The organism is Sphingopyxis sp. YR583, from assembly GCF_900108295.1.
Taxonomy (GTDB): domain Bacteria; phylum Pseudomonadota; class Alphaproteobacteria; order Sphingomonadales; family Sphingomonadaceae; genus Sphingopyxis.
In genome coordinates, this window is the sequence record NZ_FNWK01000001.1 from 411303 (window position 1) to 431686 (window position 20384).

At 64.7% G+C, this 20384-nt stretch carries 20 protein-coding genes; 10 read left to right on the forward strand and 10 right to left on the reverse strand.

Annotated features, from left to right (window positions below):
* Positions 1 to 75: 75 nt before the first annotated feature.
* The gene (locus BLW56_RS01855) at positions 76 to 1305 is read right to left on the reverse strand and encodes a pyridoxal-dependent decarboxylase, exosortase A system-associated (RefSeq protein ID WP_093508966.1); all 1230 of its coding nucleotides are present in this window, start codon (positions 1303 to 1305) and stop codon (positions 76 to 78) included.
* Positions 1302 to 2831, reverse strand: a complete 1530-nt coding sequence (locus BLW56_RS01860) for an acyl-CoA ligase (AMP-forming), exosortase A system-associated (RefSeq protein WP_093508967.1) — start codon at positions 2829 to 2831, stop codon at positions 1302 to 1304. The genes BLW56_RS01855 and BLW56_RS01860 overlap by 4 nt, the downstream gene beginning before the upstream one ends.
* A 35-nt stretch (positions 2832 to 2866) precedes the next feature.
* On the opposite strand from BLW56_RS01860, the gene BLW56_RS01865 reads away from it, so the two are divergent.
* The 4 genes from BLW56_RS01865 to BLW56_RS01880 are packed head-to-tail and all read left to right on the forward strand — an operon-like array spanning position 2867 to position 5629.
* On the forward strand, positions 2867 to 3862 hold the full coding sequence (locus BLW56_RS01865; RefSeq protein ID WP_093510735.1) for a GNAT family N-acetyltransferase: 996 nt from the start codon (positions 2867 to 2869) through the stop codon (positions 3860 to 3862).
* Positions 3859 to 4125, forward strand: coding sequence for an acyl carrier protein (locus BLW56_RS01870; protein ID WP_256203260.1), 267 nt, complete (start codon positions 3859 to 3861; stop codon positions 4123 to 4125). Before BLW56_RS01865 ends, BLW56_RS01870 begins: the two co-directional genes overlap by 4 nt.
* Positions 4126 to 4139: 14 nt before the next feature.
* Positions 4140 to 4808: a hypothetical protein gene (locus BLW56_RS01875; protein WP_093508969.1), complete on the forward strand. Its 669-nt coding sequence runs from the start codon at positions 4140 to 4142 to the stop codon at positions 4806 to 4808.
* Positions 4793 to 5629 carry a hydrolase 1, exosortase A system-associated gene (locus tag BLW56_RS01880; RefSeq protein WP_093508970.1) on the forward strand — a complete coding sequence of 279 codons (837 nt, stop codon included), beginning with the start codon at positions 4793 to 4795 and terminating at the stop codon, positions 5627 to 5629. The genes BLW56_RS01875 and BLW56_RS01880 overlap by 16 nt, the downstream gene beginning before the upstream one ends.
* Here the strand turns inward: BLW56_RS01880 and trxB are convergent.
* Positions 5608 to 6573 (reverse strand): thioredoxin-disulfide reductase, encoded by a 966-nt coding sequence (gene trxB, locus BLW56_RS01885; RefSeq protein ID WP_093508971.1) that lies wholly within the window; start codon positions 6571 to 6573, stop codon positions 5608 to 5610. The two genes, BLW56_RS01880 and trxB, sit on opposite strands and share 22 nt — an antisense overlap.
* Before the next feature lie 93 nt (positions 6574 to 6666).
* Here trxB and BLW56_RS01890 point away from each other — a divergent pair, with 93 nt between their 5' ends.
* The 5 genes from BLW56_RS01890 to BLW56_RS01910 all read left to right on the forward strand — a co-directional run bounded on the left by BLW56_RS01890 (position 6667) and on the right by BLW56_RS01910 (position 10136).
* A complete protein-coding gene (locus BLW56_RS01890; RefSeq protein ID WP_093508972.1) occupies positions 6667 to 7290 on the forward strand; it encodes a class I SAM-dependent methyltransferase in 624 nt (207 codons plus the stop codon).
* Positions 7291 to 7305: 15 nt separating this feature from the next.
* Positions 7306 to 8631 (forward strand): caspase family protein, encoded by a 1326-nt coding sequence (locus tag BLW56_RS01895; RefSeq protein ID WP_093508973.1) that lies wholly within the window; start codon positions 7306 to 7308, stop codon positions 8629 to 8631.
* A 54-nt stretch (positions 8632 to 8685) separates the two neighbouring features.
* Positions 8686 to 8988: a UBP-type zinc finger domain-containing protein gene (locus tag BLW56_RS01900; protein WP_093508974.1), complete on the forward strand. Its 303-nt coding sequence runs from the start codon at positions 8686 to 8688 to the stop codon at positions 8986 to 8988.
* A gap of 101 nt (positions 8989 to 9089) precedes the next feature.
* Positions 9090 to 9335, forward strand: a complete 246-nt coding sequence (locus BLW56_RS01905) for a hypothetical protein (RefSeq protein WP_371262197.1) — start codon at positions 9090 to 9092, stop codon at positions 9333 to 9335.
* A 45-nt stretch (positions 9336 to 9380) separates the two neighbouring features.
* Complete coding sequence (locus tag BLW56_RS01910; protein ID WP_093510737.1) at positions 9381 to 10136, forward strand: alpha/beta fold hydrolase; 756 nt, start codon at positions 9381 to 9383, stop codon at positions 10134 to 10136.
* Here BLW56_RS01910 and BLW56_RS01915 read toward each other — a convergent pair.
* The 3 genes from BLW56_RS01915 to BLW56_RS01925 all read right to left on the reverse strand — a co-directional run bounded on the left by BLW56_RS01915 (position 10087) and on the right by BLW56_RS01925 (position 14314).
* Complete coding sequence (locus tag BLW56_RS01915) at positions 10087 to 11133, reverse strand: alpha/beta fold hydrolase (protein ID WP_093508975.1); 1047 nt, start codon at positions 11131 to 11133, stop codon at positions 10087 to 10089. The genes BLW56_RS01910 and BLW56_RS01915 overlap by 50 nt on opposite strands.
* A gap of 70 nt (positions 11134 to 11203) precedes the next feature.
* On the reverse strand, positions 11204 to 12871 hold the full coding sequence (locus tag BLW56_RS01920; protein WP_093508976.1) for an MFS transporter: 1668 nt from the start codon (positions 12869 to 12871) through the stop codon (positions 11204 to 11206).
* A gap of 60 nt (positions 12872 to 12931) precedes the next feature.
* Positions 12932 to 14314, reverse strand: a complete 1383-nt coding sequence (locus BLW56_RS01925; RefSeq protein ID WP_093508977.1) for a DEAD/DEAH box helicase — start codon at positions 14312 to 14314, stop codon at positions 12932 to 12934.
* Between the two features lie 309 nt (positions 14315 to 14623).
* On the opposite strand from BLW56_RS01925, the gene BLW56_RS01930 reads away from it, so the two are divergent.
* Positions 14624 to 16096: a glycerol kinase gene (locus BLW56_RS01930; protein ID WP_093508978.1), complete on the forward strand. Its 1473-nt coding sequence runs from the start codon at positions 14624 to 14626 to the stop codon at positions 16094 to 16096.
* 28 nt (positions 16097 to 16124) lie between these two features.
* Here the strand turns inward: BLW56_RS01930 and rpmE are convergent, their stop codons facing one another.
* The 4 genes from rpmE to bamA all read right to left on the reverse strand — a co-directional run bounded on the left by rpmE (position 16125) and on the right by bamA (position 20355).
* Entirely contained in the window at positions 16125 to 16352 is a 228-nt protein-coding gene (rpmE, locus tag BLW56_RS01935; RefSeq protein WP_093508979.1) for a 50S ribosomal protein L31, read from the reverse strand.
* A gap of 165 nt (positions 16353 to 16517) precedes the next feature.
* Positions 16518 to 16997 carry a 3-hydroxyacyl-ACP dehydratase FabZ gene (gene fabZ / locus BLW56_RS01940; RefSeq protein ID WP_093508980.1) on the reverse strand — a complete coding sequence of 160 codons (480 nt, stop codon included), beginning with the start codon at positions 16995 to 16997 and terminating at the stop codon, positions 16518 to 16520.
* A gap of 5 nt (positions 16998 to 17002) precedes the next feature.
* Positions 17003 to 17692 carry an OmpH family outer membrane protein gene (locus BLW56_RS01945; RefSeq protein ID WP_093508981.1) on the reverse strand — a complete coding sequence of 230 codons (690 nt, stop codon included), beginning with the start codon at positions 17690 to 17692 and terminating at the stop codon, positions 17003 to 17005.
* Positions 17692 to 20355 carry an outer membrane protein assembly factor BamA gene (gene bamA / locus BLW56_RS01950; protein WP_093508982.1) on the reverse strand — a complete coding sequence of 888 codons (2664 nt, stop codon included), beginning with the start codon at positions 20353 to 20355 and terminating at the stop codon, positions 17692 to 17694. Before bamA ends, BLW56_RS01945 begins: the two co-directional genes overlap by 1 nt.
* Between the last annotated feature and the right edge of the window lie 29 nt (positions 20356 to 20384).

Genomic DNA, 20384 nt, shown 5'->3' on the forward strand with positions numbered 1-20384 from the left:
CATAATGTTAGTATTGAACTAAGTTTGGACCGCGCTCGTCGCAACCTGTCCCAATCAGGAACAGATTCGGGCACATCAGACGAGCATTTCGCGTGCCGGTCCCTGTCCGAGAAAGGTCGCCGGGCTCGCGCTCGCGCCATAGGCGCCGGCAAGGAAGATCGCGATGAGGTCGCCGACGTCGGCACGCGGCAGCGCGATCTGGTCGCCGAGGCGGTCGAGCGGCGTACAGAGGCAACCAACGACCGAGACGGTTTCGACGGATTCGGCCCCAAAGCGACCGGCGACCGCGATCGGATAGTTGCGGCGGATCACGGTGCCGAAATTGCCGCTCGCGGCGAGCTGGTGATGGAGACCGCCGTCGGTGACGAGGAAGGTTTCGCCATGGCTCAGCTTCCGGTCGACGACGCGGGTCAAATAGACGCCCGCCTCCGCAACGAGCCAGCGGCCGAGTTCCATCGCGAAATGACTTTTGGCGAGCACCGGATCGCGCGCCGCGAGCGTCTCGCCGAGCGCCGCGCCGACGGCGGCGACATCGACCGGCTTGTCGCCAGGAAAATAGGGCACGCCCATCCCGCCGCCGAGATTGACGAGCGGCGGGGTTTCACCGATCTCGTTCGCCAGCCGCGCGGCGAGCGCAACCGTTTGGGCCTGCGTTTCGGCAATGGCCGTAGCGTCAAGCGCCTGCGATCCGGCAAAAATATGGAAGCCCTGCCAATCAGCGCCAGCGGCGATCAGGCGCCGGACAAGCGCCGAAACCTCGGCGGCATCGACGCCGAAAGGCTTGGCACCGCCGCCCATCTTCATGCCCGATCCCTTGAGGTCGAAGTCGGGATTGACGCGTACCGCAAGGCTGGGCGTGAGGCCGAGATGGTCTGCGATCGACAGCGCCCGTTCGGCCTCACCCGCGGATTCGAGGTTGAGCGTCGCTCCCGCGCTGATCGTCGCTTCGAGTTCGCGGTCGCGCTTGCCCGGGCCGGCAAAGCTGATGTCCCCCGCCGGCATTCCGCTGGCGAGCGCGGCCTTGAGTTCGCCGCCCGAGGCGACGTCGAACCCGTCGACCAACCGCGCCATGAAGGCGAGCAGAGGTGCGTAAGGGTTCGCCTTCATCGCATAATGAAGCTGCACCCCGCCGGGCATCGCGGCGCGCCATTCGGCGACGCGCGCGGTCAGCATCGCGCTGTCATATGCGAACAGCGGCGTATCGCCCGCAACGTCGGCGAGCGCCTCAGCACGGTCGCCGCCGATCAGCAGCATGCCGCTGACATCGGCGCGGAAAGCGGGCGGGATCGGACCATGCGGTTTCATGCCGTCGTCTCCTTTGCCCAATCGGCCGCGATCGCCGTGCGGTCGAGCTTGCCATTGGGATTGCGCGGCAGGGCATCGCGCCACTCGATCGCCTGCGGCTGCATGAAATTGGGAAGATTCTGGCGCAGATGTGCCGCAAGTCCTTCTTTCGCGACGCCGTCCTTGCCGCGAACGATCAGGATAATCGCGGCCCCAAGCCGCGGGTCGGGAACACCGAAGGCCACGGCTTCATAAATCACCCCCGACCCCACCGCGACATCCTCGACCTCGGTCGGACTGACGCGGTTGCCCGCTGTCTTGATCATCGCATCGTCGCGGCCGACGAAATAGAGCAGGCCATCGGCGTCGCGGCGCACCGTATCACCGGACCATACTGCGGTGCCGCCATATTCCGACGCGCACGGTGTGGCTTTGAAACGCTGCGCGGTGCGTTCCTCGTCGCGCCAGTAGCCCTTGGCGACGAGGGGGCCGCAATGGACGAGTTCGCCGGGCTCCTCGTCCGCGGCGATCGTTCCGTCGGGCCGGCACACCAATATCTCGGCATGCGGGATCGCGCGGCCCATCGAAGTCGGATGATCGGCGACCAGTTTCGGATCGAGAAAGGTCGAGCGGAACGCCTCGGTCAGCCCGTACATCGGATAGATGTCGGCCGCCGGAAACGTCGCTCGCATCGCCTCGATCAGCGACGGCGTCAGCGCGCCGCCGCTGTTGGTCAGGCGCTTCAGATGCGCCGCCGCCTCGGCGGGCCATTCGGCCTCGACGAGTTGCACCCAGAGTGGCGGTACGCCGGCGAGCGTCGTAGCGCCGTGCCGCGCCACCGCCTTTACGACGTCGCGCGCGGTCAGATAATCGAGCGGCACGACCGATGCGCCGGCATACCAGCTCGAAAGCAGCTGGTTCTGCCCGTAGTCGAAACTGAGCGGCAGCACGGCGAGAACACGGTCGTGGGGCGCGATCTTGAGATAGGAGGCGACGCTTTCAGCACCCAGCCACAGGTTCGCGTGGCTGAGCATCACGCCCTTGGGCCGGCCGGTCGATCCGCTGGTATAGAGGATGGCGGCGAGATCGTCGGGCTCGGCAACCGAGAGCGGAAGCCCCTGCCCGCCCGAATCAATGACTTCCTCGCCGATCTTCAGATCCTGCACCGCGCATTCGTCGGGCAGCCCCACGCCAAGCATCTCGGCGCGCGCGCCATTGGTGACGAGCAGCTTTGCGCCGCTGTCGGACAGGATATGTCCGACCTGCGCGCCCTTGAGCAGTGGATTGACGGGCACATGGATCAGCCCGGCGCGCGCCGCAGCGAGCGGTATCAGGCAGGCGAGCCGCGTCTTCGCGCTCCAGCTCGCGACACGCTCGCCCGGACCGCCGGCCTGTTCGAGCAGCCACGACGCCAGTCGACCGACCCCTGCATCGAGGTCGGCGAAGCTTGTGACCTTGTCGCCGATCAGCAGCGCGGCCGCGTCGGGCGCGCCGCAGCAGGCGAGATGGTCGATCGGCCTTGAAGATGGGTTTTCGGCTTTGGTCATCGGCTGTTAGGACAAGAATGATAGAGGGCAGCACCATGCAAGGGAACGGTGAACATCACGCTAATGATGAGCGGCTGCCCGCCACGGCGCGCGCGGATGGCTTTGCGTCGCCTTTCGACCGTGCAGCGTGGTTCGACCTGCTCGCCGCGCATGGTTTCGCCGGCCTGGGCCGGATCGACGCACGGGGCAGCGTCGGCGCGACGCGGGCCTGGTTGCCGCTGCGGGTCGAAACACCGGGCAATTTCGTCGGTCTGACCAACTGGTACAGCTTTTCCATCCGCCCGCTGTTCGAGGGCGACGCCGATCGCGACGCCGCCCTTCGCGCGCTGGCAACCGATCTGCGCCAAAGGGCCGCGCGCCTGACGCTGTATCCCGTCATCAACCCCGACGCTTTGACCGCTGCGCTGGGTGCCGCGGGCTGGTGGGTAAGAAAAACGGCGGCGGGCGATCGCCACTGGCTCGACCTCGGCGAAATGGACCATGACGCCTGGTGGGCGAGCCGCCCTGGCGCGCTGCGCAACACCGTCCAGCGCAAAGCAAAGAAGGGTATCGTCGATATCCAGCTGCTCACCGCTTTCGACCCGGGAAGCTGGGCCGCCTATGAACAGATTTATGCGGCGAGCTGGAAACCCGAAGAAGGCGACCCCGCATTGCTGCGCGCCTTTGCCGAGATAGAAAGCGAACGCGGCACATTCCGCATGGGAATCGCGCGCATCGATGGCGTGCCCGTCGCGGCGCAGTTCTGGACGGTCGAGGACGGCACCGCCTTCATCCACAAGCTGGCGCATGTCGAGGACAGTCTGAAAGCCTCACCCGGCACATTGCTTTCAGCAGCGCTGTTCCAGCATGTGATCGAAGTCGATGGCGTGAAGCGCGTCGATTTCGGCACCGGTAACGACGGGTACAAGCGCGACTGGATGAACCGGCACGATCCTTTGTGGCGCATCGAGGCTTTCAATCCGTCGCGCATCGCGGCATGGGGTCCGGCATTGAAGGCATATGCCCGTTCCGTGTCGAGGAAAGAAAAGTGACCGATAGCAATTCCGTCGATGCCACCCTGCGCGCCCTGCTTGCCGATGTGCTTGGCCTGGGTGAGGCGCGCGCGGCTGCGCTGACCGATGACAGCGGCCTGTTCGGCGAATTGCCCGAATTCGATTCGATGGCAGTCGCGACCGTGCTGACCGAAATGGAAGACCGGTTGGGCATCATCATCGACGATGATGAAGTCGACGGTGAAATCTTTGAAACCTACGGTAATTTGCTCGCCTTTTCGCTGCGCAAAGCGACCGACTGAGCCCGTCGGCGCGCATGAACGAACATATTCTGCGCATCACCCCCGCGGGGCCAGCCCGCGCCACCGTCCTGATCGTTCCGCCACTGTTCGAGGAAGCGAACCGCACGCGACGCACGCTGGTGCTCGCGATGCGTGCGTTGGCGGCGGACGGGTTTGCGGCGGTGCTGCCCGATCTGCCGGGGCAGAATGAGAGCCTGGTTCCGCTGGTCGAGGTCGATCTGGATCGCTGGCGGAATGCGCTTGCCGAAGTTGCGGCAACGATCGACGGACCGGTGATGATGGCGTCGGTGCGCGGGGGCGCATTGATCGATCATAAGGTGAAAGCCGCAGCATGGTGGCGCCTGACGCCCGTCGGCGGGGCGTCACTGCTCCGCACGCTGATGCGCGCGCGGGTAAGTGCCGATCGTGAGGCAGGCGTAACATCTTCGCTCGAAAGTCTGCAGGATGAGGCGAAATCCGCGCCGCTGTTGCTCGCCGGCAATCGCTTGTCGTCCGCGATGATCGCCCAGCTCGGCGCGAGCGAGGCGCAAGCGGTGGAACCGTTGCGCAGCATCGGCCTTGGCCCCGACGGCGTGGCGGGAACGCCGCTGTGGCTGCGCGCCGAGCCCGGCGAAGATGCCGCCATGGCGCAGGCGATCGCCACCGATATTGCCGCATGGAGCAAGACATGCGGCATCAGCTGAGCTTTGCCTGCGAGGGCGCGACGCTCGCCGCGAGCCTCGACGCGGCGGCGAGCGGCACCGGGCTGCTGATCGTATCGGGCGGCAACGAGATTCGCAGCGGCGCGCATCGCGGGATGGCGATGCTCGCGGCGCGGATTGCCGAGGCCGGCCATCCGGTGTTCCGTTTCGATCGGCGCGGGATCGGCGACAGCGAGGGCGCGAATGACGGGTTCGAAAGCAGTGGGCCGGATATCGCCGCGGCGATTGCGGCGTTTCGCGAGGCGGCGCCACATGTCACGCATATCGTCGCCTTCGGCAATTGCGATGCGGCGAGCGCCTTGTTGCTGCACCAGCCGTTGGCGCTCGATGGCCTCATCGTCGCCAACCCGTGGACTTACGATAGCGACGGCGAAGAAAGCGATGCGCCAGCCTTGCCGCCCGCTTCGGCGATCCGCGCGCGTTACCTGTCGCGGTTGAAAGACCCGCGGAGCCTGTTGCGCCTGTTCAAGGGCGAGGTCGATCTCCGCAAATTGTTCCGCGGGCTATCCGCGCTCAAACAGCCGCCGCAACAGCGGGCGCCCGATAGCCTTGCCGACCGGATCGACGCGACGCTCGCCGAACTCCTCTGTCCGGCGACGATCCTGCTCGCGACCGACGATCGGACCGCACAGGCTTTCATCGAAAGCTGCGGCCCGTCGCTTGCCTATATCGAGAAGAATCCCAGCACCCTTCGCGTCGAGCGCCTCGCCAGCGCCTCGCACAGCTTCGCCGGCGACGATGGCGAGTGGCTCGCACAGCGGATTTTGGCGGTGCTCGCCGCTCAGGCGTCCGCCATCGCGTGATATTCGGCCTCTGCGAGGAAGCGTTCGGCGTCGAGTGCCGCCATGCAGCCCATGCCCGCCGCCGTCACCGCCTGACGATAAACCTTGTCGGTGACGTCGCCGGCGGCGAAGACGCCGGGGATCGAGGTCAGCGAGGTGCCGGGCGTGACCTGAAGATAGCCGTCGTCGTCCAGCGGCAACTTGCCCTTGAACAGTTCGGTGGACGGGCTGTGGCCGATGGCGACGAAGCCGCCGTCGGTGGGCTCGAAGCTCGCCTCACCGGTGACGGTGTCGACGAGATCGACGCCGACGAGGCCGGTCAGGCCCTCGCCCGCAACAAAGCGTTCGACGCGCTTGTTCCACAGCGTCTTGATCTTCGGATTAACCGCGAGCCGGTCCTGCAGGATCTTTTCGGCGCGCAGGCTGTCGCGGCGGTGGATCAGGGTGACATCCTCGCTGTGGTTGGTGAGGTAGAGAGCTTCCTCGACCGCCGTGTTGCCGCCGCCGATCACCACGACCTTCTTGCCGCGATAGAAGAAGCCGTCGCACGTCGCGCAGGCCGAAACGCCCTTACCGCCGAGTTCCTGTTCGCCCGGAACGCCGAGCCATTTGGCCTGCGCACCCGTCGCGATAACGAGCGTATCGGCCATATAGACGTCGCCGCCGTCGCCGGTCAGCTTGAACGGACGGCGCGAGAGGTCGACGTCGACGATCGTATCCCAGATCATGCTGGTGCCGACGTGCATCGCCTGCGCGGTCATCTGTTCCATCAGCCACGGCCCCTGCACGACTTCGGCAAAGCCCGGGTAGTTTTCGACGTCGGTGGTGATCGTCAACTGGCCGCCGGGCTGGAGCCCCTGCACCACGATCGGCTGCATGCCAGCACGCGCCGCATAAATCGCGGCCGACAGGCCGGCGGGGCCGGAACCGAGGATGAGCATCTTGGTGTGGTGAACGCTGGGCATGACGATCTTTCTTGGGCTGTGCCGGTACGCACAGATGGGTGTTGCCAACTGCGCTAGCAAGGGTCACCTTCCGCGCCAAGGGGAGACTGGCGAATGGCAAGCTGGTGGGAACGTCACGGGGTGCCGCGATTGATCAAATGCGCCTGTTCGCAGGGGCAGATCATGAAGGCGCGCAGCAAGGTCGTGCCGCATGCGCGCGGACATGTGCTGGAGCTTGGCTGCGGCGGCGGCATCAATATGGAATTTTATCGGCCCGGGCAGATCGAGAGCTTCAGTGGACTCGACCCCTCGCCCGAACTGCTTGCGATGAGCGTCGCAGCAGCGGCAGCGCGCGGGATCGACGCCGACATCCGCGAAGGCGTCGGCGAGGCGATGCCGTTCGAGAGCGCGCAGTTCGACACCGTCGTCACCACCTTCACGCTATGTTCGGTCGCCGATCAGGCCGCAGTGCTGGGCGAGATCCGCCGCGTGCTGAAACCCGGCGGAACCGCGCTGTTTCTGGAGCATGGCGGTGCGCCCGATGCCGGCGTTGCGACCTGGCAACGGCGGATCGAGCCGGTGTGGAAGCGCATCGGCGGCAATTGCCATCTGACCCGTCCGATCGGCGATGCCTATGAACGCGCCGGTTTTGCGGTCGAACGCCAAGGCGCGGCGTACATGCCCAAGACGCCGAGACCATTTGGCTGGGTCGAATATGGAGCGGCGCGCCCCGCGTAGCGAAAGGATATCGCGATGTTGCGATTCTGGCTTGTCACCCTCACCGCGCTGTTCTTGCTCGCACCGTCGGCGGCCGAGGCGCGCAAGGTCGCGCTGATCATCGGCAATGGCGATTATGCGAACACCAGCCGGCTGGCGAACCCCGCGAACGACATCAGGATCATCGCCGCGTCGGCACGCCAAGCGGGATTCGACGATGTGACCGTCGCCGCCGACCTCGCGGTCAATGATTTCCAGAAAGCGATGCGCGATTTCCGCGCCAAGGCTGACGGGGCCGAGGTCGCGATGGTCTATTATGCCGGGCACGGAATCGAAGCGCAGGGCAAGAACTGGCTGATACCGACCGATGCGCAACTGAAATCCGACCTCGACCTGCCCTATGAGGCGATCAATCTCGACCGCCTGATGGAATCGGTGTCGGGCGCGCAGATCCGCATGATCGTCCTCGATTCGTGCCGCAACAATCCGTTCGGGCGGTCGTGGAGATCGGGAACGCGCGCGGTCGCGAACGGGCTGGCGGGGGTCGAGGCCGATGATGTGCTCGTGATCTTCGCCGCCGCGCCGGGGCAGACGGCCGCCGATGGGGCAAACGGCAACTCGCCCTTTGCGACCTCGCTCGCGAAGCGCCTGCCGCAGCCCGATACGCCGGTGCAGCTGCTCGGCGGGCTGATCCGCGACGATGTGCTCAAGGCGACCTCGGGCAGCCAGCGGCCGTTCGTGAGCGCCAGCATCACGGGAACCCCCGTCTATCTGGTCCCGCGAACGGCGCCTGTCGCCGCGCCAGCGACTTCGGGCGATCGCGCGGCGCTGGAGGATCTGCTTTGGAAGGGCGCGGTCGCGGACAACAGCGTGCGCGCGTTCAGCGCCTATCTCGCCGAATTCCCCGCGGGGAAATTTGCGGGACAGGCGGGCGAGAATATCAGCCGGCTGCTCAAGAACCCCGGTGCCGCCGCGCCGACCGCAATCACCACCGCAGCCCCGCCGCCCGCCGCAGCGAGCCGAAAATTCATCCTGTCGAACATCCGCGTCGAATGCGTCAAACTGACGGGTCGGCTGGGACTCGGGCTTCCCGATCAATTGTTCCTGCGCTTCAACACCGGGCAGCGCTTTCCCGAGGGCAAGAGCGAGATTTATTCGATCAAGCGAGGCGAAAGCTGGGTGGTCCCCGAAAGCTTTGCGTTCGACCAGCCGGTGAGTTTCCAGCTCCGCGAATTCGACGATATCGGCGGCAGCGACAATATCGGGACGATCGATATCGGCGATACGCCGGGGACGTTCACGAAAACGCTCGACGGCGATGCCAGCGACTATCGGGTGACCTATATGGTGACGATCGGATAGCGACCGGTGGTAGCATAGAGCTCCCGCGCCGGCACACGCTACGAAGGAGGACATATGACCGCCTGTTCGCACGAAGCCGCGATCCACGAGGTCGTCCCGAGCGCCAAGGGGTGCGAGGACTGCCTGCGGACGGGCGGCATATGGGTGCATCTGCGCCTTTGCCGCACCTGCGGGCATGTCGGCTGCTGCGACGATTCGCCCGCACGCCACGCGCGGGCGCATTTTCACGAGACGCAGCATCCGATCATCGAGGGTTATGATCCGCCCGAGGGATGGGGTTGGTGTTATGTGGACGATGTCGTCGTCGCGCTTCCCGACCAGACACCGCAAATCGGCCCGATCCCGCGCTATTTTTAAGCGCCCGCCTTCCCTCATCTGTCGGATTAACTTACAGTTTACCATAAGCCCGGCGCGCCGAATCCCGCATTTGCGCCAGTGGCACGACGCTTGCTTAGGCTATGGTGATGCTGAAAAAAATCGGACGCCTGTTCGTCATCAAGACCCGCTTCGAAGCGTGCCTCATCATCTATGCACTGGCCGTCGGCGCGATGGCGCGGGGCGCCGCCTATATCCACGAATATCCTGGAACCGGCGGCAAATTGCTGTTGCTCGCCTGTACCGGATCGGTGTTCCTGGCCGGTGCGAAGATTTTCGACTGCCTGCGTTATGAACAGGCAGCGGAGGCCGCGAGACAGGCCGAATAGACCAGCAGCCTTTCGCCGGTCATCCAGATGTGCGAAAGCGCGGCGATGAGCAGGATCAGCGGCCGTCCGACCATCCACACCGAGCATGTCTACGGTCTCAGCCTGCGTGTCGCGCGATGGCGTGAGGGCACGTCGGGCACGCCGCTCCTGTTCCTCAACGGCATCGGCGCCGATCTGGCCGCCGCGGCACCGCTGCTCGCGCAGATTCACGGCCGCGAGGTATGGACGCTCGATATGCCCGGGGTCGGCGGGTCGCCCGACGCGCTGCTGCCCTATGGTGCGTCGACGATCGCGGCGGTGGTGATGGAGATCGCCGACCGGTTGGGTCACAAGCTGATCGACGTCGCCGGCTTCAGTTGGGGCGGCGCGCTGGCGCAGCAGATAGCGATCCAGTTTCCCGGGCGCGTTCGTCGGCTGGTGCTGATGGCGACGACGCCGACGGTGAGCGCGCCGGGGATCGGCTGGGCCGCGCTGCTCGACGACGATATGCTGGCGAGCGGCCTGAAGCTGCCGACCGCGACCCCGCTCGGCCTCGCGTATCAGACGATGGCGATGGCGGGATGGACCAGCGTTGCGACGTTGCCGCTGATGAAAGACAAGCCCGTGCTGATCCTGATGGGTGAGCGCGACGGGGTCGTTCCCGCATGCCATGGGCAGGCGATAGCCGATCTGGTCGACGGCGCGGTGCTGGAGGTGGTGCCGGGATCGCACCTCTTCCCGTTCACCCACGCCGCGGCGATTTCCGTGCGGATCAGCGCGTTTCTGGATTCGCCCGCGACGGGTCAGCGAGCCGCCGCTTGATGAAATCGGTGATTGCGGCGGCAGTCGCATCGGGGGCTTCCTCCATCGGCAAATGACCGATGCCCGGCAGCATCGCGACCTCCGACCCCGCGATGCGTTCGTTGAACGTCTTGGCGGCGGTCGGGTTGATGATCCGGTCCCTGTCGCCGAACAGGATCAGCGTCGGCGCCGCGATCTCGCCGACGCGCGCCGCCATCGCGGGTTCGCGGTCCATGCGCGCGCGCAGCACGGTCGCCGCGCGATTGCCCGGAAAACGCAGCAATTCCCAATAGCGGTCGATCATCGCGTCATCGACGATCTCCTGCTTCTCGATCGACCCGCGCAGCGATTGTTCGACGAGCGTCCGCGGCGTGACCCGCGTCGCGAGCCAGCGTCCGAAGGGGTATTCGAGAACGCGAAAGCCGACGTTCGATTCGGGCCGCTTCTCGCCCCGCCGCAACGGCATGCCTGCGGCGTCGATAAGCAAAAGCGCATCGACGCGGTCGGGCTGCGCGAGCGCGTAACGCCAGCTGACCCAGCCGCCCATCGAATTGCCGCCAAGGACGAAATGGTCGAGCCCGAGCTTCGCCGCGACGACGTCGACCGCATCCATCATGCCCTGCGCCGAATAGTCGGTGTCGGGAGTCGCGCCGGTCAGGCCGTGACCCGGCAGATCGAGCGTGACCACGCGATAGGTCTCGCCGAGCCGCTCCACCATCGGTTCCCAGGTGTGGAGACTGGCGTTGGCACCATGGATCAGGATGATCGCCCTGTCGCCGCGTTTGCCCTGATCGCGGTAATGAATGCGCTGCCCCGCCGGGCCGTCCACAAAAGCGCCGGCAGGGCCGCTATATTTGGCGATCATCGCGGCGCGATCGGTGTCGGGGGTCAGGAGCAGCAGGAAGCCCACGACGATCATTATCACCAGCGCAAGCGGGATCAGTACCCGTTTGCGGCGGAAGAATGGACGCCGCGGCGGCGGCGGTGGGTCGAAATCCATGTCGTCGGCGATCATCATGCCCCCCTCAAGGCCTGGCGCGACCCTAACGAACAAGTCGGATGGGTCAATCTATCCCCAAGGTCAGTTCCTATGGGTGAAGCGACCTGCGGAAGGTTTCGGGCAGGAAGAGCAGCCCGACCACCAATGTGATCACCGCGACGATCACCGGATACCAGAGACCATAATAGATGTTGCCCGTCGCCGCGACCATCGCGAACGCCGTCGTCGGCAGGAAACCGCCGAACCAGCCGTTGCCGATATGATAGGGCAGCGACATCGCGGTGTAGCGAATACGGCTGGGGAACAGTTCGACCAGCAGCGCCGCGATCGGGCCGTAGACCATCGTCACTAGCAGAACGAGATAGAAGAGGACCGCGACGACGAGCGGCTTGTTGATCGCCTTCGGATCGGCGGCGGCGGGATAGCCCGCGTCGCCGGTCGCAGCGGCGAGTTCCTTGCGGAAAGCGTCGGCTGCGCTCGCGCGGTCGTTTTCGGCAAGACGCCACGGTTCGGGCGCGACCAGGACGCGGTCGCCGATCGTGACGGTCGCCGGCTGCCCCGTGTGGCGGGGACGAATGGTGCTGGTGTAGCTGACGCCCGCCTTTGCCAGCGCCGATTTGGCGATATCGCAGCCGGTGCTTTCGAACTTTTCCTTGCCCACCGGATCGAACTGGAACGCGCAGGCGCCCGGGTCGGCGCTGACCTTTACCGCAGCGCTGGCCTGCGCCTTTGCCATCGCGGGATTGGCAGCCTCGGTCAGCATCTGGAACGCCGGGAAATAAGTGATCGCGGCGAGCGCGCAGCCCGCGAGAATGATCGGCTTGCGCCCGACCTTGTCGCTGAGCCAGCCGAAAAAGATGAAGAAAGGGGTGCCGAGCGCAAGCGCAATGGCGATCAGGATGTTCGCGGTCGCGCCGTCGACCTTCAGCGTCTTTTCGAGGAAGAAGAGCGCGTAGAATTGCCCCGAATACCAGACCACCGCCTGCCCCGCGACCGCCCCGAACAGCGCGACGATCACCCATTTGAGGTTCTCCCAGCGGCCGAAGGCTTCGGTGAGCGGTGCCTTTGAGGTCGTGCCCTCCTCCTTCATCTGCTTGAAGACGGGGCTTTCCTCGAGCTGGAGGCGGATCCAGAGCGAGACGCCGAAAAGGATCACCGAGATCAGGAACGGGATGCGCCAGCCCCAGTCGGCAAAGGCCTCTTCGCCCATCGTCGAGCGAATGACGATGACGACGCCGAGTGCCGCGAACAGGCCGAGCGTCGCCGTGGTCTGGATAAAACTGGTAAAAAGGCCGCGCTTGCCGTCGGGCGCATGTTCGGCCACATAAGTAGCGGCACCGCCATATTCGCCGCCGAGCGCGAGCCCCTGGACGAGACGGAGCAGCACGAGCAGGATCGGCGCCGCGACGCCGATCGACGCATAGCTGGGCAAAACGCCGACGAGGAAGGTCGACACGCCCATCAGGCCCATGGTGACGAGAAAGGTGTTCTTGCGCCCGACAAGGTCGCCGATGCGCCCGAAGACCACCGCGCCGAAGGGCCTTACCGCAAAGCCCGCGGCGAAGGCTGCGAGCGCGAAGATGAAGCCGGTGGTTTCGTTGACGCCCGAGAAGAATTGCGCCGAAATGATCGTCGCGAGCAGGCCGTAAAGGTAGAAATCATACCACTCGAACACCGTGCCGAGCGACGAGGCCAGGATGACCTTGCGCTCGCTCTGCCGGGTATCGATTACCGCCGCGTGCTCGCCGTTCGTCATCCGCTACCCCTTCGCCCGTTATCGTGTCGGGCGAAGGGTCTAGCGGATGGGCGGAACGCGTCAACCGACGCGCTTGACCGCACCCTTGTGCGCACCGACGCTCTTGTTGCGCGGGCGGAAGCGACGCTTGCGCTGGCCTTCGGCGCCTTCGCCAGCAGGCGCGCCATCACGGCGCGGACCGCGATCGCCGCGCGGCTTGTTGCCGTCACGGCCGCGCAACGCGTCTTCGCGCTGGCGCTGCGGGTTGCGGCCCTGGCTGCCGGTGTCGCGCGGCGGCTGCGCCGGCTTGGGCAGGTTGCGCACCAGCTCGTTGAAATTCTCGGGCAGCGGCATCGGTTCGGACTTGCTCCGCGTGACGCGCTCGATGTCGCGCATGTACGGACGCTCGTCGGGGGCGATGAAGCTGATCGCCTTGCCCTCTGCCCCGGCGCGCGCGGTGCGGCCGATGCGGTGGACATATTGTTCGGGCACGTTCGGGATCTCGAAGTTGATCACATGGCTGACGCCCGACACGTCGATGCCGCGCGCGGCAATGTCCGTCGCGACAAGCAGCTTGATATCGCCCGAGCGGAATGCCTGCAGCGCATGGGTGCGCTGCGATTGGCTCTTGTTGCCATGGATCGCCATCGCCTTGATGCCCGCGCCCGCGAGGTGCCGCACGACGCGGTCGGCGCCATGCTTGGTGCGGGTAAAGATGAGCGCGCGGTCGATATCCTCGCTGGCGATGACCGAATGGAGCAGCGCCTGCTTTTCCTTCTGCTCGACGAAGGTCGAATATTGGCTGATCTTTTCGACCGTCGTCGCCGCCGGGGTGACCGACACGGTCACCGGATCCTCGAGGAATTGTTCGGCGAGGTGCGCGATTTCCTTCGGCATCGTCGCCGAGAAGAAGAGATTCTGGCGGCGCGACGGCAGCAGCTTTGCAATGCGGCGCAGCGAGTGGATGAAGCCCATGTCCATCATCTGGTCGGCTTCGTCGAGAACGAAGATTTCGACGTCGTCGAGACGCAGCGCTCGCTGGTCGATCAGGTCGAGCAGACGGCCCGGCGTGGCGACGAGGATTTCGACGCCCTGCGCAAGATCGCGGATCTGCTTGTTGATCGGCACACCGCCGAAGACGGTCGAGACGCGCAGCTTGGTGAAGCGGCCATAGTCGCGGCAGCTCTGCGCGATCTGCGCTGCGAGTTCGCGCGTCGGCGCAAGCACGAGCATGCGGCAGCTGCGCGGGTTGGTCTTGTGCGGATAGGTGATCAAATGGTGGATCGAGGGCAGCGAAAAGCCTGCGGTCTTGCCGGTGCCGGTCTGCGCGATACCGCACAGGTCGCGGCCCTTCATCAGCGGCGGGATCGCCTGCGTCTGGATCGGGGTCGGCTGGGTATAATCCTTGGCGGCAAGCGCGCGATTGATGTCGGCGTGCAGGCCAAAGTCGTTGAAAGTCGTCATAAAATACTCACATAGGGCGACGCGCAGGCGCATCCGTTCGCATCGAACGGACGGCGCACGGCCGCGGGTTCGAAACGACCCGCGTGAAAGGGTGCCTCTGGGGACAAAGCGCCGGTCCGGCTCGTCCCGCGCCTGTTTCGGGCGGGAAAATCACGCTGCCGGTGGTTGCGGCGGGTGATCCCGCCATGCTGCGCTGCACAATATATGGCATAGTGCCCGCAATTTTGCAAGCTGGTTACGAATGTAAGTGTCGCGTGCCTTGTCGAAACGCCTTTCTTTCTGCATCAAAAGCGAAAGAGGGAGCGGAATATGACCGAGAAGATCATCGTCATCGACGAAGGCACGACGTCGACGCGCACGATGCTTTTCGGCGTCGACGGTACGCCGCTCGGCAGCGCGCAGCGCGAAATTCGCCAGCATTATCCCGGCCCCGGGCTGGTCGAGCATGATGCCGCCGAAATCTGGGAGGCGACCCTTGCCTGCACGCGCGAGATGATCGCGCAGGCGGGCGGCGCCGACCAGATCGCGGCGATCGGGATCACCAACCAGCGCGAGACGGTGGTATTCTGGGATCGCACGACCGGCGAGCCGCTTGCCCATGCGATCGTGTGGCAGGACCGGCGTTCCGCCGCCGACTGTACCGCGCTGAAGGAAGCCGGCCACGAAGCCATGGCGCAGGCGAAGAGCGGGCTGTTGCTCGACCCCTATTTTTCGGGGACGAAGATCGGCTGGGCGCTGAAAAACTGGCCGCAGCTCAAGGAAGCCGGCGACCGGCTCGCGGTCGGTACGGTCGAATCCTATCTGATCTATCGCCTGACCGGCGGGGTGCATGTCAGCGACGCCAGCAACGCCTCGCGCACGCTGCTGATGGACATCAACGGCCGGGGCGGCTGGGATAGCGATCTATGCGACCTGCTCGGCGTGCCGATGACGCTGCTTCCCGAGATCACCGGTTGCACGACGACCGTCGGCACCACCCATCCCGATCTGTTCGGAGCCGCCATTCCGATCTGCGGCATGGCGGGCGACCAGCAGGCGGCGACAATCGGCCAGGCATGCCTGTCGCCCGGGCAGACCAAGGCGACCTTCGGCACCGGCGCCTTCATCCTGTCGGCCAGCGGCCCGGTGCGCCCGCAATCGAAGAACAGATTGCTCGCAACGGTGCTGGTGCAGGAAGGCGATGTCCGCTCCTATGCGCTCGAGGGATCGGTGTTCGTCGCCGGCAGCCTGATCAAATGGCTGCGCGACGGTCTCGGCCTGCTCGCAAGCGCCAGCGAGAGCGAGGGCCTCGCGCGGTCGGTTGCCGACAATGGCGGCGTCTATCTGGTCCCCGCCCTGTCGGGGCTCGGCGCGCCGCACTGGCGTCCCGATGCTCTCGCGGCGCTGTCGGGGCTGAATTTCGCGACGACCAAGGCGCATGTTGCGCGCGCCGCGCTCGAGGCGCAGGCTTATCAGGCGCAGGATCTGAAATCGGCCTTCGCCGCCGACGGGGCCGACTGGGCCGAAGTCCGGATCGACGGCGGCATGGCCGCGAACGACTGGATGGCGCAGGATCTGGCCGACATGCTGGATATCGTCGTCGAGCGGCCCGATTTCGTCGAAAGCACCGCGCTCGGCGCCGCGATGCTCGCCGCGACCGGAGCCGGGCTGTATCCGGACCTTGCGAGTGCGGCCAAAGCGATGCGCGGCACCGCGACGCGTTTCACGCCGGCACTCGATGCCGAGAAACGCAAAACGCGCCTTGCCGGGTGGCAAAGCGCGCTTGCAAAGGTTCTGGGCTGATCCCCGGCATTGCCGGGGCCGCCAACCCTTAACGCTTGAGCGACAGACCGCCGAAACGCTTGTTGAACTTCGCGACCTGACCGCCCGCATCGAGCAGACGTCCGGTGCCGCCGGTCCATGCCGGGTGCGCGGTCGGGTCGATTTCGAGCGTCATCACGTCGCCCTCTTTGCCCCAGGTCGAGCGCGTCTGATATTCGGTGCCATCGGTCATCTTGACCGTGATCATGTGATAGTCGGGGTGCGTGTCTTTTTTCATCTCTTTGGCTCCTGTGCCGCTGGTTACCGACCAGCCGCGTGAGTCGATGCTTCCCCGTCCGGGGCCGCGAAGCGGCGTCCCCTAACGGGCAAAGCCATAATTTGCAAGGGGGCGCATTATTTCCGGCTGACGCCGGAAGCGGCACCGGCGCCGCCTACCGGAAAATCAGTCGCTCGGCGGATCGGCGATCATTGCGGTGAACTGGCATTCGGTCGCCAGTTGGCCGTTCAGCATCGCCTTGCCTTCAAACTTGCAGATATTCCGCTTTGCCTGAAGGATGGTGACGTGAAGGTCGAGCAGCACGCCGGGCTCGACGGGCTTGCGGAACTTCACCCCGTCGATGCCCATGAAATAGACGAGCTTGCCCGTGCCGCCGAGACCGAGCGATTCGACCGCCAAAATGCCACCCGCCTGCGCCAGCGCCTCGATAATAAGGACGCCGGGCATGATCGGCCGGCCGGGGAAATGCCCTTGGAAAAAGGGCTCGTTCATCGTCACCGCCTTGACCGCATGGATCGAGGTGTCCTTCACCATCGATTCCACCCGGTCGACGAGCAACATCGGATAACGATGCGGCAGCAGCGTCAGGATCCGGCGGATATCCACCGGACCCATTGCGCCGTCCGAAATTTCCCCGTCGGCCATCGATCTTAGCGGGTCGTCGGTGCGGTGCCCGTCGGCGCCGGAGCCGGCGTGGCTGCGCCCTGCGAGGCGCGCGCCTGATCCATCAGCTGCTGGTTGCGCTGCTGAACGAGCTGACCGGGCTGGTAGCCCGCCGGAACCGCAATCGACACGTTCGGCAGGATGCGGTTGAGTTCGGTCACCACCGCTTCGGTGATGTCGACATTGTTTTCGCGCGCGAACACCGCGTCGGGATTGAGCAGCAGATCGATCTTTTTCGCGGTCATCGCGGCCTTGACCGCTTCGTTCATGCGAATGCTGATCTGATCCTCGACATAAGCGATCGCGAGGTCGACGGGCGCACCGATCTGGCTGAGTTCGGTCTGCGCAGCCTGACGCTTGTCCTGCACGGCCTTTGCGGCCGCCTGCAGCGCAGTCTGGTTCTGCGGCGTCTTTTTCGATTCCTCGTTATATTTGGCGATCAGGACGTTGATTTCGGCCTGCAGCGTCTGCCCACGCGACTGCTGCTGATCGATCTGCGCCTTGTAGGTCGTTTCGATCTGGGTCGAGGCGGTCTGGAACGCGTTCGAACGGGCCGCGGCGATGCGGACGTCGGCGACACCGACACCCTTTGCCTGCGCGATGGCGGGGGCCGACAGGATGGGCGAAACCGACAGCGTGGCCATCGCAAGCGCCGAAGCGACGAGAAGTTTCTTCATTAGAATTGGGTTCCTACATTGAATGAGAAGCGTTTGGTATCATCGCCCTCTTCTTTGCGAAGGGCGTAAGCGAAGTCGATCCGGAAGGGACCGAATGGAGAGTTCCAGTTGACCCCGGCGCCGATCGAGACGCGCGGCATCCAGGTATCGCCGAAGAAGCGTTCCTCGAACGGTGCGAGCGCGGAGAAGCCGGTTGCGCAAGTCGTATACTGGCCCGACGGCGTGCCGTCGCCGTTCGGCGTATTCGTCGCAAAAGCCTGCTGACCGGTGGTGGCGTTCCGACACAGATATTTGGTCAGCCCGTCCGCCGGGTCGCGGAAGTTCGCAAGGGTCGTGAGCTGCGGGCGCTTCACGCTGAACACCGAACCGACGTCGAGGAAGATCGACGGCCGCAGCCCCATTTCCTTTGCGCCGGTACCGAGCGGAATATCGACTTCGAGCCGGCCCTGATAATAAGCCCGGCCGCCGAGCGCATCGTCGATCTGGCCGCGATCGTCGGTCGTCGTGTCGAGGACGGGATTCGCCGGATCGGTCAGGTTGACCGAGCCGTAGCGGATCACGCGCGGGCCGACGCCGCGAATATCGAAGCCGCGCATCTGCGGTTCGCCGAGGAAGAAGCGGTCGGTCAGGCGGACCTTGTCGCTCGTCGGGGTCGGGCGACCGCCGAACGGATAGATATAACCGCCCTCGGCCGAAATATTGAGGATGAAGCGGCTGCCGAGATTGAAATGCTTCGAACCCGAAAGACGCGTGCGAACATATTTCACGCTGCCACCAAGACCCGCGAAGTCCTGGCTGAGCGACAGCGACTGCCCGCGCGTCGGGCGCAGACGGTTGTCGCGGTCGTCATAGGCGAGCGTGTAGCCGAGCAGCGACGTCGTGCGGTTTCCGATCGCGTCGCAAAGGTAACGTCCGGCCACGAGCGGATCGCACTGGTCGCCGAAATAATAGATTCCCTTGTCGAGCGTCACATCGTCGAAGTTGATGCTGTAACGCGCGAAGAAGGACATGAACTCGGTCAGCGGTACGCCAGCGTTGATCTGGGCGCCGGTCGTGACCTGCTGGAACGTCGTCCGGCGGTCGTTGTTGATGAAGTTGAACGAGTTCAAATCGCGGCGATAGACGCTGCCGCCGACCGAGATGTTGCGGTCGAACAGATAGGGTTCGGTGAAGCCGAGTTCGATCGACTTCGAATAGCTCGAATAGTTGACCGACGCCTGAAGCTGCTGGCCGAGGCCGCGGAAGTTGCGCTGGCGGATCGATGCCTGAAGCAGGAAATTCTCGATCGACGAGAAACCGGCCGACAGCGAGAGTTCGCCAGTCGGCTTTTCCTCGACGTTGGTTTCGAGAATGATGCGGTCGGGCGTGGTGCCTTCCTTGCGCTCGATCTCGAGATTTTCCTGGAAATAACCGAGGCTGTTGATGCGGTTTTCGGTGCGCTTGATGCCGAAGCTGTTGAACGCGTCGCCTTCGTTCAGACGGAATTCGCGGCGGACGACCTTGTCGTGGGTCAGCGTGTTGCCGTTGACGTCGATCCGCTCGACATAGGTACGCGGGCTTTCACCGACGTTGAAGGTGATCGCCATCGTCCGCGTATCCGGATCGCGGCGGAATTCGGGATTGATGTCGGCAAAGGCGTAACCGAACAGGCCCGCCGTTTCGCTCAGGCTTTCGACCGTATCTTCGACCTGCTTGGCGTCGTACCAATCGCCGGTCTTCATCGGCAGAAGCCGCTTCAGCATCTCGGGCTGGAAGTCGCGGATTTCGCTCTTCACGTCGACGTCGCCGAATTTGTAGCGTTCGCCTTCCTCGACCACATAGGTGATGATGAAGTCCTGCTTGTTGCTGGTCAGTTCCGCAACCGCAGAAATCACGCGGAAATCGGCATAGCCGTTGGTCAGATAGAACAGACGCAGCTTTTGCTGGTCATAGGCAAGGCGATCGGGGTCGTAGCTGGTGTTCGACGACAGGATCGTCATCAGGCTCGACTGCTTCGTCGCCATCTCGCCCTTGAGATCGCCGTCGCTGAACTTCTCGTTGCCGATGATGTTGATCTGGCGGACCTTCGACTTGGGCCCTTCATTGATTTCGAACACCACATCGACGCGGTTCTGGTCGAGCGACACCATCTTGGGTTCGACCGTCGCGGCGAAACGGCCCTGACGCTTGTAGAGTTCGATGATGCGCGCAACGTCGGCGCGAACCTTTGACCGGGTGAAGATCTGGCGCGGCGCGAGTTTGATCTCGGGGCGAATCTTGTCTTCCTTCAGGCGCTTGTTGCCTTCGAGGATGACGCGGTTGATCACCGGGTTTTCGGTGACCTGGATCTGCAGCGCACCACCATTGTCGGTGATCTGGAAATCCTTGAACAATTCGGTCGCGGCAAGATCCTTCAGCGCCTGATCGAGCACCGAACGGTCATATGGCTGCCCGACGCGCAGACGCAGATACGACAGGATCGTCTGCGCCTCGAGCCGCTGGTTGCCGACGACGGTGATCGACTGGACCGTCGTCGCGGCGGGGGCCGCTTCGGGAGCCGGAGCCGGGACGGTCGGCGGCGCAACCTGTTGCGCCATCACCGGCGTCGCAAGCATTGTGCCGGCCAAAAGAAGTACCGACAGCTGCGTCCGCGCCGAGAGTTTGTGTGAAGCCACGCTGTTCATCCCGAAAAAATAACTCAAATGCGACAAAC

Excerpts from the sequence above, each read along its gene's own strand:
- BLW56_RS01915 (WP_093508975.1), bottom strand. The coding sequence starts at position 11,133 with ATGATGATCGCCGACGACATGGATTTCGACCCACCGCCGCCGCCGCGG.
- BLW56_RS01930 (WP_093508978.1), top strand. The coding sequence starts at position 14,624 with ATGACCGAGAAGATCATCGTCATCGACGAAGGCACGACGTCGACGCGC.
- fabZ (WP_093508980.1), bottom strand. The coding sequence starts at position 16,997 with ATGGCCGACGGGGAAATTTCGGACGGCGCAATGGGTCCGGTGGATATC.
- trxB (WP_093508971.1), bottom strand. The coding sequence starts at position 6,573 with ATGCCCAGCGTTCACCACACCAAGATGCTCATCCTCGGTTCCGGCCCC.
- BLW56_RS01855 (WP_093508966.1), bottom strand. The coding sequence starts at position 1,305 with ATGAAACCGCATGGTCCGATCCCGCCCGCTTTCCGCGCCGATGTCAGC.
- BLW56_RS01910 (WP_093510737.1), top strand. The coding sequence starts at position 9,381 with ATGAGCAGGATCAGCGGCCGTCCGACCATCCACACCGAGCATGTCTAC.
- BLW56_RS01895 (WP_093508973.1), top strand. The coding sequence starts at position 7,306 with ATGTTGCGATTCTGGCTTGTCACCCTCACCGCGCTGTTCTTGCTCGCA.
- BLW56_RS01900 (WP_093508974.1), top strand. The coding sequence starts at position 8,686 with ATGACCGCCTGTTCGCACGAAGCCGCGATCCACGAGGTCGTCCCGAGC.
- bamA (WP_093508982.1), bottom strand. The coding sequence starts at position 20,355 with ATGAACAGCGTGGCTTCACACAAACTCTCGGCGCGGACGCAGCTGTCG.
- BLW56_RS01875 (WP_093508969.1), top strand. The coding sequence starts at position 4,140 with ATGAACGAACATATTCTGCGCATCACCCCCGCGGGGCCAGCCCGCGCC.
- BLW56_RS01905 (WP_371262197.1), top strand. The coding sequence starts at position 9,090 with ATGGTGATGCTGAAAAAAATCGGACGCCTGTTCGTCATCAAGACCCGC.
- BLW56_RS01925 (WP_093508977.1), bottom strand. The coding sequence starts at position 14,314 with ATGACGACTTTCAACGACTTTGGCCTGCACGCCGACATCAATCGCGCG.
- BLW56_RS01920 (WP_093508976.1), bottom strand. The coding sequence starts at position 12,871 with ATGACGAACGGCGAGCACGCGGCGGTAATCGATACCCGGCAGAGCGAG.
- rpmE (WP_093508979.1), bottom strand. The coding sequence starts at position 16,352 with ATGAAAAAAGACACGCACCCCGACTATCACATGATCACGGTCAAGATG.
- BLW56_RS01865 (WP_093510735.1), top strand. The coding sequence starts at position 2,867 with ATGCAAGGGAACGGTGAACATCACGCTAATGATGAGCGGCTGCCCGCC.
- BLW56_RS01880 (WP_093508970.1), top strand. The coding sequence starts at position 4,793 with ATGCGGCATCAGCTGAGCTTTGCCTGCGAGGGCGCGACGCTCGCCGCG.
- BLW56_RS01945 (WP_093508981.1), bottom strand. The coding sequence starts at position 17,692 with ATGAAGAAACTTCTCGTCGCTTCGGCGCTTGCGATGGCCACGCTGTCG.
- BLW56_RS01860 (WP_093508967.1), bottom strand. The coding sequence starts at position 2,831 with ATGACCAAAGCCGAAAACCCATCTTCAAGGCCGATCGACCATCTCGCC.
- BLW56_RS01890 (WP_093508972.1), top strand. The coding sequence starts at position 6,667 with ATGGCAAGCTGGTGGGAACGTCACGGGGTGCCGCGATTGATCAAATGC.